Source organism: Dyadobacter sp. NIV53 (genome assembly GCF_019711195.1).
Classification (GTDB): Bacteria; Bacteroidota; Bacteroidia; order Cytophagales; family Spirosomataceae; genus Dyadobacter.
Genome location: NZ_CP081299.1, coordinates 2,941,187 through 2,957,936 on the forward strand (window position 1 = coordinate 2,941,187; position 16,750 = coordinate 2,957,936).

The following is a 16,750-nucleotide window of genomic DNA, read 5'->3' on the forward strand; positions in this document are numbered from 1 at the left end:
ATTGCTAAACACCGACTGGTTACTATTAATTTGCAATTGGTTACTATAATTCCTTTAGAATTATTACATGTTTAGATTCCTCAATATTCAGAACTTTCTACCAATCCAAATTAATAATACCTTCTAAGTTCAAAGTCTTACAAATGCACGAAATGCCCATTTCAAATAATTTGATCCAATCAACAATGGATATGAAAAAAGGAAAAATGAAAATATTAGTAATTGGTTCAAATGGTTTTATTGGAAGGAACGTAGCTCAATATATTTATAATTCAGGTTTATATGAATTATATGAATGTGATGTTGTAGTAGATTATGTAAAGCCTAATTATCATCTTATTGACGCTACTAATGCAGATTATCATACTATATTTCAAAAAACAAAATTTGAGGTGTGTATAAATTGCTCGGGTGCCGCCAGTGTACCTGACTCACTAATTAATCCTTTAAGAGACTTCACTCTGAATACTTATAATGTCTTTAAACTATTAGATGCAATACGCCAATATCAACCTGATTGCAGGTTTATCAATATTTCAAGCGCAGCTGTATATGGGAATCCTCAAACATTACCTATTTATGAGCAATCCGATTTGAATCCAATTTCACCTTACGGAATTCATAAAGCGCAAGCTGAACAAATTTGCAAAATGTTTCATGATTATTACAAAATACCTACTTGTTCGTTAAGAGTGTTCTCGGCATATGGACCGGAATTGAAGAAGCAATTATACTGGGATTTATTTCAAAAAGCAAAAAATACCGATTCTATAACTATGTTTGGAACTGGTACTGAAACAAGAGATTTCATTTATATAGATGATGTCGTTCAAGCTATCTTTTGCTGCCTGAGAAACACTTTGTACCAAGGTGAATCTATAAATGTAGCCAATGGTGAAGAAATAACGATTAACAATGCTGTTAGTACCTTTTGAAATTTCTTTCCAGTTAAAAAATTGCTTCAATTTAATGGATTGGTAAAAAGCAGGAGATCCTGTACATTGGAAAGCGGATATTAGTTTGTTAACTAAAATGGGTTACAAGGCATCGTTTAATTTAGAGTTAGGTTTAAAAAATTACTATTCATGGATAACTCAAATATAAATAGAAAAAATATTGGGCTTCTTTTTTATCTGACTATACAACTTGGTCAGGAGGTATAATTTATATACTAAATATTATAAGTGCATTAAATACATTAGAAGATAAATTAAAGCCAGAATTAACAATACTTCATGGCGTAAATTCGCCTATTAATGACATTTTAGCTATCAATTATCCATATGTTAAATTTGTTCCAATTAATATAAATCTTACGCTCCCAGAAAGAATTAAAAATAAAATCACAAGAGTATTAACTAACAAATCTGTATATTTTAAGAATCTTCCTGACATTGTATATCCTTATCAGAAGGGTATTTGCCTGGGTAAATTTCCTTTCTTTTGGATTCCAGATTTTCAGGAGTGGTACCTGCCTCATATGTTTTCTGATACCGAGATAAAATTTCGAAAGAACGAACAGTTAATTATTTCTCGGAGTAAAGGAGTAATCATTTTTAGTAGCAAAAATGCAATGAATGATTTCCAAAAATTTTATCCTGATCATAATTGCAATTTAAGGCTATTACGTTTCGCTACTTCATTACCAACATACAAGCATCTTGATATTATAGTAGTAAAAGAGAAATATGGAATTTTAGGAACTTATTTTATGTCCCCAAATCAATTCTGGAAACATAAAAACCATATAGTTATTTTAGAGGCAATATCTGCTTTAAAAGAATACAACCTGAATTTCCAGGTTGTATTCACTGGAAGTGAAAACGATCACAGAAACAAAGATTATTTTCAGACACTGAAGGATTACGTTGAACTAAACGGTATTCAAAAATGGACAAAATTTCTTGGTTTTATAAGCAGAGCTGATCAATTGAGCTTAATGGATAATGCAGCTGCTATAATTCAACCATCTTTATTTGAAGGATGGAGTACAGTAGTAGAAGATACAAAGGCACTAAGCCAATTTATTATTTTAAGTGATATCGAGGTGCATCGTGAGCAGATTGATAAAAATTGTATATTTTTCTCTACTAATTCAAGTAATGAACTTACTTCAATAATGAAAACTGTCCTCGAAAATGGAGTGAGTCGGCAGTCAATTGACTATTCCAATAATGTTACCAGTTTCGGGAAGTCTATCTTAGAAGTTTTAAACTAGCATGCATCGTGAAAACCTTTTATAGTATTAATACCAATTTACAAATGGGTCATCTAAATAATTAATAAAAGTGTTATTAGTTATTTGAAATTATAAGTCAATTTCAAATTATTTATTCTATGAATTCTAATCCACTTCCCTTAATTTCAATTGTAACTGTTGTTTACAACGCCATTTCAACTCTAGAGCATACATTACAGAGTGTTATCAATCAAACTTATAAAAATATTGAATATATTATAATTGATGGTGGATCGAACGATGGAACAATTGAGCTGATCAATAAATACAGAGTTCATATTAGTCAGTTTGTTAGTGAACATGATGATGGTATTTTCGATGCCATGAATAAAAGTCTCAATTTAGCAAATGGAAGCTGGCTGATTTTTTTAGGAGCAGATGATTTACTGTTATCACCGACGATAATAGAAGAAGTAGTACCTTATTTTGAGAAACACGACGGAATATATTATGGAAATGCCTACATAAAAACAATAAACCGTTTATATAACGGTAAGTTAAACAAATGGTCAATGGCGCTTGGAAGCGTGTCCCATCAAGCCATTTTCTACCCAAAATCTGTATATAAGCATAAATCTTACGATCAGTCATTCAGGATCTTCGCAGACCATATCTATAACATAGAACTTTTCAACTCCCATACTTCACAATTTGTATATATCCCGAAGTTGATTTCAATTTACGATGGTAATGGTGTCAGTTCACATGGAAAAGACGAAAAATATCACAAAAACTTAATAAAAGTTATAATAAGTAACTATGGTTATCTTTGTGGATATTATGTTTGGATAAGAAAAAAATTGTATAGCCTGCAAGAAAAAATATAAAAAATGAATCATGCACAATTAGCATTAACTGTTTTAGATGATCTAAGTTTTTATGTAACTATCTATGTAATTTTAGTTGCCTTATACATGGTGCTTTACCGAAAAATGTATTGGGGCTTATTTGATCCGTTAGTTTGGACTGTTACAAGCATGGCTGGGGGGGCATTTTGCGTGTTTTTCCTAAGTCACCAAATGCAGCTTGATCCTCTTTATAAATGGTCATTCTTAACAACAGAAGTAGCATTATTCACCGGTTTAGTAGTGGCGAGATACATACCACCAATTCGACTAGATTTTGTTTCCCAACCAGAAGTAGTACCTGGTGAAGAAAATATAATTACAGAATTTGATATTTTCACCTGGGTAATTGGCACTATGTACATTGGCTGTGAGATAGTCAGTTTTATGGTTGTTGGAATTGTGCTTTTTGACGAGGGAGCGAATCACCTATCTGCATTTGCTGAACATGGTATTCTTATGGCATTTATAACTTCCTACAGAATGCTATGTCCCTTAGTTTTGTTTTATAAGATGCTTATTTTAAAACAAAAATTTAATTTATTTGATATTATTTGTTGGTTTTTCGCAGCATTTGGAATATTAACAACAGGCTCGAAAGGTGCCATACTTATTTTTATCTTTCAATATTTTATGATGCAGTTTCCACTTATCTATCAAGGAAAAATAAAACCTCTTAAAATTTCCGGAATCTTTATCTTAGTTTTGGCTTGCTTTCCTGTACTTGTACTTTCGATTACTTCTGGAGCCGATGCCATGGGTGCAGTTCAGGGAGTTTTTATCCGTTTGTTATCTAGCGGAGATATTTTCCTCCTCGGCTATAATGACGCAGTAATGGCGTCTATAACTGAAAAATCATTTCTAAATTACGCATTTTACCCAGGATGGGGAACTGTACTAAAAAACTTAGGATTTGACTTTACTCCTCCACAAGCAATAGGAGCTGATATTTTGAACTATCATTATGGCCGAACTGATGGTGGCCCTACTAGTAGATATAATTATGTTGCACTTCATTTTTTAGGCTTTTGGGGTGCAATTATATATTCAGGCTTTATCGGTACTTTCATTGGTGTAATTAGAAATTCATTTAAAACTCTTGACCCTACACGAATTAGTTATTTCGGTTACATCTTAGTTACATTAATTGTTTATGTATCAAATATCTTGATTGATGATATTAATATTTTCATGAACTATGTCTTTTGGAGAACATCCTTCTTAACCCTTTCTTATCTAGCAAGCAAAATCATATTTCTGATCATAAAAAACAGAGCTTCCTCGCTTTCGGTATCACAAAACATACAAAATTTACAGTGAAATTCGTTTCTTTGGCTGAAAATCATAATGAGAACGCTATGAACTTAACTGTAAACCAGATATTTATTTGTATTTTTTTCTTTTTTGAGCCATGCTGCACTGGCTCAAAATGGCTTAGTTAAAATTATATCCACCTCTACAAGTGAGTATGCACAGAAGCAATCAACTTCAATATATCCTGCCTTTGTAGATAGAATGCCATATCAATCCTGGACAGAATCTGGAAGTAAACCCTACTTTCAGTTAGCTGCAGATGCGGGGCAAAAACCATATCAATGGGCAATTGTTACAGGAAAGTTGCCTGATGGCCTTACCTTAACTAAGGATGGAAAAATACAAGGAACTCCTACAAAAGAAGGCAAGTTTCCATTTGTAGTAAAAGTTACTGATTCTCAGGGAAAAACTGATCAAAAATCTTTAGATTTCATTGCGGAACCTTACCGTTCCAAGTGGTTGACAGATGCTAAATTTGGTGTATGGTTTCCACTTAGTCCAGCCGTAAAACCTGCATTGTCTTCAAAAGAAGAGATAAAAATATTTGAAGAGCGAATAAAGAATTTCAATGCTGACAAATGGGTCCAAGCCGTAGTAGATATTGGCGGAAAAGTACTTAACTGCTCCGTAAAAGGAGGAGATGGAATCAGATTATGGCCATCTACAACTCCCAGTAAGTATGAAATGAAAACATCCAGGAATATTGTTAAAGAACTGATCGAAGCATGTCACAAAAAAAACATCAAATTTGTCGGATATTTTGCTCCAGATCATACATGGAACAAAAAAGTGAATGATACAGGAATTGATGGAACTTGGGGAACATTAAATAAAGGGTTAATCAGGGAATTAGTTGACATGGGTGTGGATGGATTTTGGATTGATATGGGAGGTACCCCAGAATTATTTAAAAACGAAGTAGATCCACGTTGGTTTCCATGGGATGAAATATTGCCAGTCGTTCGTACTAGAAATCCTCATGTGATATTTTCTAATAATCCAGGATGGGGTAATGGTGGAACAGTACTAAGATATCCAGATACTGATGTTCTAGTTTACGAAGGTTATACAGGAAATGCAGAAAATAACCTAATTGTAGCAAAACCATCTATAATTAAGAAAAAAGTGGCAATAGAAGTCGATAATTTATTAGATAGTACATGGTCTTGGATACCTGTTAAAGAACATAGAACCCCTAAATCTGCGGAGAGAATAATAGAAAATATCAAATCAAACTGGGCAGTAGGTGCTACTTACATGCTCGATGTCCCGATTCCACCTGATGGCGAAGTTATTAATGAAGATTACACTCCATTGTTAGCAAAGATTGGTGAATTTGTTAAAAAAATCAAAATATTACTTCCCCGCCAAAGTCATCTTTAAATAAAAATAGTGTCTACGATTCAACCCAAATATTGTATTTTGACACAGAGGATAATGCAAAAGTATATTATACAACGGATGGAACAGAGCCTTCTGCAAAAAGTAAATTATACAAGACCCCGGTTAAAATCTCAAAAAGCACCAGAATAAAGGCTATATCAATAGTACCAGGGAAACGTGCAAGTAAAATACTTGACGAGCATTATATTTTCAGTACTAATTTAAAATCTTCAGGATTAAGAATACAAAGTAAAGTATTGCCTCTTGACAAAGGAAAGCCAATAATCGATGATAAAGAGTATTATCGAGGCATGAGAATAATTGTAGAATCAGATCCAATTATCATTTATGGAATTGGGCGGCAATTCATAGCAGGTAATAAGAATACTCACAACATTGTTATCAAAAAATTTGTAAATGACTATCCGGTATTTTCTACTGATTTAAATACGAATAATTTAAAAGTAGATGCCGACGGATATCAATATGTTGCGATTCCTCCGCTAACCTTAAATGCAGGTGAATCTTATATAGTTGCGTCAAAAGAAGATTCAACTGATAAATTCATGCCTAATAATCTCAAAGAAAAAGCAGAAGTTACAAACGGATATCGAATAGCAGGCAATTTTATGTTGAGCCCAACTGGTGACCGCAAACCTGTCGTAAATGACCAAATCGGCTCAATTCTAAATTTTAAATACGAGATCGGCAAAAGTAAAGAACCAAAAAATCTCGCATTAGGCGCTGTTACTTATTTACTAAATAATAGCGGTAAGCCCTTACTTGCGTGGCAAGGAAGATTTTACGCCGAAAATGCAGTAGATGGTAATATGAGTACTCGTGCGCATGCAGGTGGCGAATATGCATGGACATTAAAAATCGATTTGGGTAAAGTAAATGATAAAATAAAACAAACAATAATTGATTTTGGAACAGGTACTTTTCCTACTGAATTTCAACTATTATCCTCTATAGACGGCAGCACTTGGACCAAATTAGCAGAAAAAAGTAACAATTCATCACTTCATATTGTATTTAACTTTCCACCCACCCGGGCTCGTTATTTTGAAGTAAAAGCACTAAAACCAGATGGGCCTGGCCAAAAAGGTGGAGCAATGGGTGTATTAGAGTTCCGAGCTTTCAAATAACTAACACTAGTTGATAGTATTAATAAATTATAAAAAAATAGGTTTGGAATAGGATAATTTAAATTTTATATGAAAACAAAAGTCCTTTTTTTCCTTACATCTTTAAAGTACGGCGGTACCGAAAAAACCACTATTTCTTACTTAAACGAGTTGTCACAAAGTAATAAATATGAAATTACGTTATGCGTAATGTTTGATGTTAATTGTGTAGAAACACTCGAAAAAAGTATTCATGAGTCTGTGAAGATTATTTATCTAACCAGTTCAGAAGTTGGCGACCTCTTTCATAAAGTTCAAACTTCTTATGCAAAAGGATACATATACAAAATAAAATATGTTTTGTTTCGATTAAAATACAATATAATTTTAGAAAAAAAAATTTGACGAAATAATTTCGCAAAATCAACCTACAACATTAGTACAGGCAGATAGTGTTATGCCAGATTATTTCTTTAAATATAAGAATTTAACAAAAATAATATTTGTACACTTTTCCTTAGACCATCTTTTTAGTGGATTATTGAAATCATATAGAATTGATAGATGGGCTAAAAAATTAAAACAGTATGATTTTATACTAGCAATTTCTAAGCGTGGGTATTCTCAATTAAAGCCTTTTTGTAATACTGATCAATTACGTCTCATTTATAATCCTACTTTTGAGAAAGAAATAATACCCTTGTCCTTGCAAGAATATCAACTACCGGATGGAGTAATTAATGGTGAATACATTATATCAGTCGGAAGACTTGATGAGAACCAGAAAGATTTCACTAGTTTAATTAAAGCTATAAAAATAGCAAATGCCAATTATAATCAAAGTTATAAGTTACTTATTGTGGGAGCGGGCCGTGATAAAGAATATTTAGAGAAACTAGTCATTGATAATAGTTTACAGAAATTTGTTTTTTTTATAGGAAATCAACGAAATCCATATCCGTATATAGCCAACAGTTCTTTACTAGTATTAAGTACCAAATTTGAAGGTTTTGGAAATGTGTTATTAGAAGCTATAATTCTAGGAAAATTGGCAATTTCATCTGATTGTTTAACAGGTCCCTCCGAAATTTTAAATCATGAAAAATTGTTAGTCCCTGTTGGAAATAGTAGACTGCTTGCTGGAAGCGATCCATGTTTTACTCTCAACTAAACAATTAAGAGATGACATTTATATTCATCTTGGCAAACAAAAACAACTTTTTGACCCAAAACATTCTGTAGAAGCATTAGAGGAATTATTGAATTGATTAGTAGTATCCAAACTTACTTAACATATACCTTATCGTTAAAAACTAGCATTACTGGCTAATTTTAGTCATTCTAAATTTTATTGTCTTATAAAATATATAAAAGGTATTTATGAGTAGTCTAAAAAAAATTATTCAACAGAATTCCTTTATTGGATTAATTCGATTAGGGAAAAATTTGATTTTAACTAAGTTATTTTTTCCAAGTGCCCGAATAATACGATTTCCAATTTTTATAAAGGGTAGAAATGGAATCCATATTGGTAAAAATTTTACTGCTGGCATTGGCTTGCGTTTAGATTGTGAAAAATTTGATTTGGCATCAAATCCCAGATTATTTATTGGAAATAATGTTGAAATAAACGATTATGTTACACATTGGATGTACGCATGCTGTTACAATAGAGGATAATGTACTAATTGCAAGCAAAGTATTTATTACTGATCATAATCATGGGGTTTATTCAGGTGACAATCAACATAGTTCTCCAGATGAACCTCCAAAATTACGAATTGTTACAGGTCAACCGGTATATATTGAACAAAATGTATGGATTGGAGAAATGGTTACTATATTACCTGGAGTTCGGATTGGCAGAGGTAGTATCATTGGAGCAAATTCAGTGGTAAGTAAAACTATTCCTGCCTTTTCTATTGCAGTTGGCACTCCCGCAAAAGTAGTTAAGCAATTTAATTTTGAATCGAAGAAATGGGAAATTTGAATAAACCATTGCCTATAATTGTAGTTTCTGCAATAAATATTTTTGAAGGTGGTCCACTTACCATATTAAATGAGTGCCTCAATTCTTTAAATTCTATTTTCTATAAAAATTATCAAATAATAGCTCTGGTTCATCGAACAGATTTTATTTCTCGATCTCAATCTTAAAAATGTAACTTTTCGGGAATATCCTAAATCAAGAAAAAAGTTGGTTATACAGGATATATTACGAATATTTTTATTTTAAAACTATTTCTAAGAGCTTAAAACCCTATTTGTGGTTGTCTCTTCACGATACTTCCCCTCGATTATTAAATACACAAAAACAATGCGTTTATTGCCATAACCCTTCTATCTTTTATAAAACAAATTGGTCAGAATTTAGATATGACAAGACCCATGTATTGTTTTCCTTACTTTATAAATTTTTATACAGGATTAATCAAAACAGCAACAGATACATTATTGTTCAGCAGGAATGGATCAGGAAAAAATTTAATCAGCAATTTGATTTTCCGTTATCTAATATTATAGTTGCTTATCCAAATACAAAAAATAATCAAGAAAATCGGATATTTTTTGAAGAAAGAAATACAGAACATACTGTAACCTTCATTTATGCTGCGTTTCCCAGAATATTTAAAAATTACGAGGTAATTGTAGAAGCTGTAAAAATTCTCCTCAGCAGAAATATTTATAATTTCCAAGTTAAATTTACTTTAAATGGTGAGGAAAATAGATATGCTGGAAAAATAAAAAAAATCAGTGATGGAGTAGAGCAAATTAAATTTTTGGGTTTAATGCCCAGAGATGAAGTAATGCTTCATTACTTACAATCAGATGTACTTATTTTTCCATCAAAGCTTGAGACTTGGGGATTGCCAATAACAGAATTTAAAAATATTCATAAACCAATTCTGGCAGCTGAATTAGAATATGCTCATGAAACTGTTGGATCTTATGACAAGATATCCTTTTTTGAACCAACAGACTCTACTATTCTTGCTGAGAAAATGGCTGCCATCATTCGAAATGATACATCGATCTGGCAAAAAGTTATTAAAACAGATCCTGAATTTCCTTTTACTTCGTCTTGGGACGAAATGCTTGAATTTATTTTAAAAAATTAATACTATGCAAATTACTGCCACAATAGTAACTTATAAAAATAATCCAGTAATTCTAAAAGAAGCAATTGATAGCTTTTTAAATACTAAACTAGATGTTCTGCTTTATCTCATTGACAATTCTCCGGTTGATGATTTACGGGAAATATGTAAAGACAGACGCGTAGAATATATTTTTAACAACGCTAATCTAGGATTTGGAAGAGCTCACAATATTGGAATAAATCTTTCTCAAAATTAGATGCTGAATATCATCTTGTACTTAATCCTGATATTTCTTTCCAACCAGGTACTTTGGAAAGTATATATTCATTCCTATCTGTTAATCATAAATTTGGCTTACTTATGCCAAAAGTAGTTTATCCGGATGGTACAACACAATATTTATGTAAGCTTCCCCCAAGTCTTTCTGTATTGCTCCTAAGAAGATTTATGCCTGCTTTTATACAAAATATGTTTAGAAAAAATTAGATAGATTTGAATATAAAGATCATAATTACGACAATATAATAACAGACGTCCCGTATCTGTCCGGGTGTTTTTATGTTTTTTAGAAATTCTGTTTTAAAGAAAGTAGGATTATTTGATGAGCGTATATTCATGTATATGGAAGATGCTGATATAACCATTAGAACACTTGAGTTTGCGAGTACAGTATATTACCCGGAAGCTTTAGTAATCTCATCATTTCATGAAGGGCTCCTATAAAAACATGAAGTTAATGTACTACAATATTGAAGGAGCGATTATATACTTTCAAAAATGGGGATGGAATTTCTAGAATGCACATGATTCTAAGTTCGCCAGCCAACGGCTTTAATCTTATTCACTGATAAAATTGCCTTTTCTTCTTAATTAATAGGATCAAATGCTTCATTAACTGTTGCTATGTAGGTGCTTTTGACCAATATTTTCACTTTTAACAGTTTTTTAGCAGCTAATAGTGCTACACTTATTGGGGCAGTAATATTTACTCTAATACAGTGTAAATACATTCAATGATTAAAATTAGAACTATTTAGAGTATCTCATTTCAAATAGATATCCAAACTGATTATCTTTTTCACTTTTCAAGGAAGATTACTGATACATTTGATAACAGTTATTACCCTCGAATTCCACATTATCATATACGTAATTACTTCTCCTATTCACTTCCTATCATTAAATGAATAGGAAATGAACGGATTATCTTTTATCAATATTCTAATTTCATTTTACCAAGTATTTTAGTTCCCCGGAAAACTAGCCAGCAAACTTAATATTGAATAAAAAAGCTCTTATGAACCCAATAATGCTTCGTTCAAATAGTTAAATAAGTCGATTTAAATTCTACACATATTCTATCATTAACAAGGATCATAGAATTAATATCTAATAATTCTTTTGTTTTAATCCAAATTAATCTACATTTGATTAGAATGATTTTATTATTATGAGCTGGAAACTACAAGTATCGCCGTATATCATTTTGATAAATGCTCTATTTTTTCTAAAAAAGAAGAGAAAAATAGCTATATCTATAATACTTTGTCCTATTATAAGGCACTTCTGTTCATTTTATTCATACTATTCAAATCAACACTGTGTTACTCACAGGATGCAAATGTTATAACTACTTCCAGAAGTAACGGAATGGGGATCATTAGTTATGCCGCACAGGTAACGTCTACCGGAATTTCATCAGGAAGTTATATTGATGGATATGTTAAGAAGCTAGGTACTAACTTTTTTATTTATCCAGTTGGTGACGGTGGATTTTACCGTCCATTTGCAGCAGAAGCAAATAGCATTACAGGAGCATATTACCTTGAAAATCCTACCGTAACAAGTAGTGAGATTATTGGCGGCCCTTTCCCTACTTCTTCTAAGGATCAGGATGTTGGGTCGATCAGTGAAAATGAATTTTGGGATATTAATGGTACATTTTCTACTAAAATTACTCTGACATGGAACGCTAACAGTAACATCAGCTCCCTTATAGGCAGTAATGATTTATCCAGGTTATTACTTGTTGGATGGGATGGTTCAAAATGGGTAAAAATTGAATCAACTGTGGATCCTGTTTCAATACTTGGAGAATCCAGCACAGCGACTACGGGATCGATTACTACGAATGAATCTGTCGTTCCTGATAACTACAAAATTTATTCATTAGGAGCTGCTCCAGGTGGAGCTTTACCTGTTACTCTGGTAAATTTTGATGTAACAGCAACAGAAACATCCATACAACTGAACTGGAATACGTCGGCAGAAATAAACAGTGATTACTTCGATATAGAAAGAAGCTTAACCGGTAAGTCCTGGGCTAAGATAGGCAGTATAAGTATAGAAGAAAGGCTCATTGCATCTGCTCACAATACTACACTTAAACAGTATAATTATACTGATAATGAGCCATTTAATGGAGAAAATCTTTACCGATTAAAAATGGTTGATAAGGATGGGACGTTTTCTTTCAGTACAATCCGCTCAGCAACATTTGATACTAAGAACGGAATGTCAATCTATCCTAATCCAGTCTCTGACAAGTTGTTTATTACTTCTAATAAAAACAATAAAATAGCAGAAGTCACCTTTCTGAATTTGCGCGGAGAAACTCTACTTACTCAAAAGGCTGTTTCACGGGATGGAATTAACACTGGATCACTAGCTTCTGGTGTCTACATTTTAACCATTAAATATAACGATGGCCTTATTAGTTCACATAAGGTAATAGTTAACCGATAGAATTTTAAAAGGAGTACTGGAATTTAATTGAGACTGGCAATCAACATTCTTAAAATTATTGCAATGCCATACTTAGACACTTACACAACACCATTAACTGCAAAGACCGCTGCTCATCTTTTGCGACGGGCAACGTTTGGTCCTACACAACAAGAAATTACAAATTTTACTGGTCTTTCTGCAACAGATGCTGTTCAGCAATTGATCAATAACGTAAATAAAACAATTGATGCTCCGCCACCTGTCGATCTTGATCCCGGCCCTACTTATGGACAGCCTTTTTTAAAACTGCCATATATGTCCAATAGAGAATTTCAAATGGGCTATTTTGTACGTTATTGGTGGGTAGGCCTTATGTGCGAGCAAAATGGTTATCCATCAGTCCTGGAAAAACTGGCAGCATTCTGGCAAAATCATTTTGTGGTTGCTCATAGTATAATTGGTGAGTACCGATTTTTGTATATGTATCTGGATATACTCAGAAAAGGATGCCTGGGAAGCTTTAAAGACTTAACCATTGAAATTTCCAAGTGTGCCGGGATGCTTACCTATCAAAATGGCAATGAGAATGAAAAAAACCATCCTAATGAAAATTATGCACGTGAACTGCAGGAGTTGTTTACGGTTGGTCAAAAGGACTTTGCCGGAAATGCCAATTACACAGAAAATGATGTAAAAGCTGCCTCCAAAGTATTAACCGGGTGGCAGCGTATCGCAAAATGGGATGGTGTGACACCTCCAACAGCTGTCGTTTTTACACCAAGCAGGCACGATACAACGAATAAAACGTTTTCAGCAAAGTATAATAATGTTACCATTCAGGGGCGTACTGGCGACACAGGTGGTGAGATAGAATTGAGAGAATTAACTGATATGCTCCTTGCACATCCTGAATCACCTAAATTTATATGCAGAAAGCTTTACCGCTGGTATGTAAATTCCAATGTTACTCAGGAAATAGAAAATAACGTAATTATTCCACTTGCCAATTTTTTTGCAAGTCCGCAAAATAACTTTCAAATACAGCCTGTTTTAATCAAACTGCTGACCAGCCAAATATTTTTCGATATCAAGAACATAGGATCCATGATCAAGGCTCCTTCTGAATATCTGATCGGCGCATTAAGATTTTTCAATCAGCCGCTACCTGATGTCACGACTCAACCAGCCGGTTATAGAAAATATACCGATTTTGTGCACTGGGGTATGGTTGGAATGCAGCTGAGCTTTCTGGATCAGCCTGCTGTTTTTGGATCAGTTCCGTATTACCAAATAGGCTACTCAAAAAACTGGATTAATGGAGTAACATTAATGAATCGAGGTGCTCATATGGATGAGTTGATATATCCAAACAGAGTGATCCATCCGGGCTATATTCTTGGCATTGACCTTATGGCCTGGGTAAAATCACTCCAGCCTAATTTTGCAGATGTTGAAGGGTCTCCTGCCATAGATTGTGAAGTAGTATATGAGTCGTTTGTGAAAAATTTATTTGCAGTTGAACTAGGACAAGCTCAAAAAGACTATTTGATCGATACTATTATGATGGAAGGCATGAATAGGAGTTACTGGAAAGGCTACTGGAACGCATATCGAAAAAATCAAAAAGACCTTGGCGCCTTATATATCTGTACCCGACTGATGAGATATCTTACGCGTATGTCTGAGTATCATATTTTTTGACTTACTTTCTTATGAAAAGAAGAGATTTTTTTAGCAGCATCCAGTGTGGTTTTACCAATCGCTGTAAATGGTTTTGGCGTAAAAACATTTACAAAAGACTCTGCTTTGGTTAAATCACTAATCAAAACAAATGCATTAGATACTGACAAAATATTAGTTATCATATATTTAAATGGTGGAAATGATGGGCTAAACACCGTTATTCCATTAGACAATTATCCCGCATATCGTTCTTTACGAAGCAGTATAGCAATTCCGGAAAATAAAGTATTGAGCCTGGCTGGAAATCCTAAAACAGGTCTTCATCCTTCCATGACTGGTATGCAAAATTTATACAATGAAGGCAAACTGGCAATAATTCATTCTGTCTCTTATCCTAATCCGAACCAGTCACATGTACGTTCTTCGGATATCTGGATGACAGCTGTAAATTCAAATCAGTATACTGATACTGGCTGGGCAGGAAGATATCTTAAATCTCGTTATCCTAATTATCCTGCTGACTATCCCAACGGAGAAATGGAAGATCCTCTGGCGGTACAAATAGGAAATATGAACTCTCCGGCATTATCCGGTGGTCCTTTAGGAATGGGTGTTACGTTTGAAAATCCAAGTACTTTTTATCAGGTACTGGGAAGTAATTCTTATGTATCTTCTAATCAACTTCCTTGCTGTGACGCTGGAGAGCTGATTAATTATTGCAGACAACAACAAGTGTTGAATTCTTCATTTGCCTTAGAAGTTAAGAGAGCTGCAAGTGCTGGTGTTAATAAAGCTACTTATCCAACTCCAGTCGGTATAACCGATCTGTCTGAGCAATTAAAAATAGTAGCAAGAATGATTCATGGAGGTCTGAAAACTAAAATCTACTTTGTGGAAATGTCTGGCTTTGACACACATGCCAATCAGGTGAGTTCAACAAATCCAGCTGAAGGATTGCATGCAACCTTACTTAAAAGATTGTCCGATAGTATTGCTGCTTTTCAGAATGATTTAAAGTTACAGGGTACAGAAGATAAGGTTATTGGAATGACGTTTTCAGATTTTGGGCGGCGTGCATCTTCTAATGGTTCGTTTGGCACGGACCATGGGATTGCAGCTCCTATGTTTGTTTTTGGTTCTGGTATTAAAAGGCAGTCTGTTGGCACTAATCCCGACTTGGCAAATGATTTGGAGCCTCCAACTATTAATTCAACTCCGCCTCCAAATCAGGATATTAAAATGCAGATTGATTTTAGAAGGATATATTCTGATATTTTAAAAGACTGGTTTGGTACAGATGCTACAACTACCAATTCACTTCTTTTTAATAACTTCAAAAGTACATCTTTGTTCTCAAATGTAATAGAAACAGTTTCATCTGGTGCATGGCCGGACCGGAATATCTGGTCAGCAGGCTGTATGCCAGGGCCAAAAGATTACGTAAAAATTAATACCGGACACACTGTACAAGTGGGACAGAATATAACTGTACGAAATATTCAGGTTGAAGGCGGAGCAGAATTAAGTTTCCTAGGTAACTATAGAATTGAAACTACTGGTTAATAATATGTATTCCTTTTTCTTAATGATTATACCACAAAACATCTGTACAATTAAAGGATAAAATATCAATAATATTATATTTTGACAAATTATAAAACCGTCTAAGAATTTTAAATTATTGACCCTTTAAGTCAAAGAATACTAAACCTGTTATGAATTCATGAACTATTATTTATAAACAAGCTCTGCAAGAATGAATACTTTAATATTCTCAGTGATGTAAGTATCTTTATCCTGACAATAATTCCATACATTGAAAAGACAAAATTCAGAAATCTTTTTACAATGGATTCAAGGCCTTTTCACCTGGTTTTATTAGATAGAAATTTAAGATAAAACTTGTCATTTTATACCTTAAAAATTATGCTGTTAAACAAGAAAGCCATAATTATCAGGTTAATTATCTAATCAATTAAGTGAGGTAAATGAATATTCTATTAACTGGTGAATTTTTATAAAAACTCGCTATACATTCGCTCCAATAAACTCAACAATAGTTACAACCGACGACACAGGCCATTAAATACAATTTAAACTAATTTCTGCTTCTACTGCGATTCAAGCCACTTTTAATGTCAGAAAAATATACTGCCACCCGTATGACCAGCGCATAGCAATTTATTATGTCATACGATTATTTAAACAATACAACTCTGAAAGTAAGGTCTTTACGGATATACTAATGCTTAAATTCCAGCTAAAAATGTTGATTTTTACTTAAAGTATCAGTTACATTATAATAAACCTTATATAGAATAATAACTTCAT

Annotated in this window: 12 protein-coding genes and 1 pseudogene; all 13 read left to right on the top strand. The window is 33.2% G+C overall.

Annotated elements, in window-relative coordinates; genetic code table 11:
* Window positions 1–191: 191 nt before the first annotated feature.
* The 13 genes and pseudogenes from KZC02_RS11820 (at window position 192) to KZC02_RS11880 (ending at window position 15,982) form a co-directional block, all read left to right on the top strand.
* Window positions 192–935, top strand: a complete 744-nt coding sequence (locus KZC02_RS11820) for an SDR family oxidoreductase (RefSeq protein WP_221394282.1) — start codon at window positions 192–194, stop codon at window positions 933–935.
* Between the two features lie 638 nt (window positions 936–1,573).
* Window positions 1,574–2,218, top strand: a complete 645-nt coding sequence (locus KZC02_RS11825; RefSeq protein WP_221394283.1) for a glycosyltransferase — start codon at window positions 1,574–1,576, stop codon at window positions 2,216–2,218.
* A 119-nt stretch (window positions 2,219–2,337) separates the two neighbouring features.
* On the top strand, window positions 2,338–3,066 hold the full coding sequence (locus tag KZC02_RS11830; protein ID WP_221394284.1) for a glycosyltransferase family 2 protein: 729 nt from the start codon (window positions 2,338–2,340) through the stop codon (window positions 3,064–3,066).
* Between the two features lie 3 nt (window positions 3,067–3,069).
* Entirely contained in the window at window positions 3,070–4,404 is a 1,335-nt protein-coding gene (locus KZC02_RS11835; protein WP_221394285.1) for a hypothetical protein, read from the top strand.
* Between the two features lie 84 nt (window positions 4,405–4,488).
* On the top strand, window positions 4,489–5,781 hold the full coding sequence (locus tag KZC02_RS11840) for an alpha-L-fucosidase (protein ID WP_221394286.1): 1,293 nt from the start codon (window positions 4,489–4,491) through the stop codon (window positions 5,779–5,781).
* Complete coding sequence (locus tag KZC02_RS11845) at window positions 5,754–6,929, top strand: FN3 associated domain-containing protein (protein ID WP_255637479.1); 1,176 nt, start codon at window positions 5,754–5,756, stop codon at window positions 6,927–6,929. The genes KZC02_RS11840 and KZC02_RS11845 overlap by 28 nt, the downstream gene beginning before the upstream one ends.
* A 436-nt stretch (window positions 6,930–7,365) precedes the next feature.
* Window positions 7,366–8,079, top strand: a complete 714-nt coding sequence (locus KZC02_RS11850; RefSeq protein ID WP_221394288.1) for a glycosyltransferase — start codon at window positions 7,366–7,368, stop codon at window positions 8,077–8,079.
* Between the two features lie 633 nt (window positions 8,080–8,712).
* A pseudogene (locus tag KZC02_RS33315) lies at window positions 8,713–8,812 on the top strand (DapH/DapD/GlmU-related protein); the annotation flags it as partial.
* Window positions 8,813–9,178: 366 nt separating this feature from the next.
* A complete protein-coding gene (locus KZC02_RS11860; protein ID WP_221394290.1) occupies window positions 9,179–10,027 on the top strand; it encodes a glycosyltransferase in 849 nt (282 codons plus the stop codon).
* 4 nt (window positions 10,028–10,031) lie between these two features.
* Window positions 10,032–10,265: a glycosyltransferase gene (locus tag KZC02_RS11865; protein WP_221394291.1), complete on the top strand. Its 234-nt coding sequence runs from the start codon at window positions 10,032–10,034 to the stop codon at window positions 10,263–10,265.
* Between the two features lie 1,289 nt (window positions 10,266–11,554).
* On the top strand, window positions 11,555–12,754 hold the full coding sequence (locus tag KZC02_RS11870; protein WP_221394292.1) for a T9SS type A sorting domain-containing protein: 1,200 nt from the start codon (window positions 11,555–11,557) through the stop codon (window positions 12,752–12,754).
* Between the two features lie 63 nt (window positions 12,755–12,817).
* Window positions 12,818–14,437, top strand: a complete 1,620-nt coding sequence (locus KZC02_RS11875; RefSeq protein WP_221394293.1) for a DUF1800 family protein — start codon at window positions 12,818–12,820, stop codon at window positions 14,435–14,437.
* A gap of 45 nt (window positions 14,438–14,482) precedes the next feature.
* Complete coding sequence (locus KZC02_RS11880; RefSeq protein WP_229254212.1) at window positions 14,483–15,982, top strand: DUF1501 domain-containing protein; 1,500 nt, start codon at window positions 14,483–14,485, stop codon at window positions 15,980–15,982.
* Window positions 15,983–16,750 lie beyond the last annotated feature (768 nt).

Coding starts and splice junctions, on each gene's coding strand:
- KZC02_RS11820 (WP_221394282.1), top strand. CDS start 192: ATGAAAAAAGGAAAAATGAAAATATTAGTAATTGGTTCAAATGGTTTT.
- KZC02_RS11825 (WP_221394283.1), top strand. CDS start 1,574: ATGAATGATTTCCAAAAATTTTATCCTGATCATAATTGCAATTTAAGG.
- KZC02_RS11830 (WP_221394284.1), top strand. CDS start 2,338: ATGAATTCTAATCCACTTCCCTTAATTTCAATTGTAACTGTTGTTTAC.
- KZC02_RS11835 (WP_221394285.1), top strand. CDS start 3,070: ATGAATCATGCACAATTAGCATTAACTGTTTTAGATGATCTAAGTTTT.
- KZC02_RS11850 (WP_221394288.1), top strand. CDS start 7,366: ATGCCAGATTATTTCTTTAAATATAAGAATTTAACAAAAATAATATTT.
- KZC02_RS11865 (WP_221394291.1), top strand. CDS start 10,032: ATGCAAATTACTGCCACAATAGTAACTTATAAAAATAATCCAGTAATT.
- KZC02_RS11875 (WP_221394293.1), top strand. CDS start 12,818: ATGCCATACTTAGACACTTACACAACACCATTAACTGCAAAGACCGCT.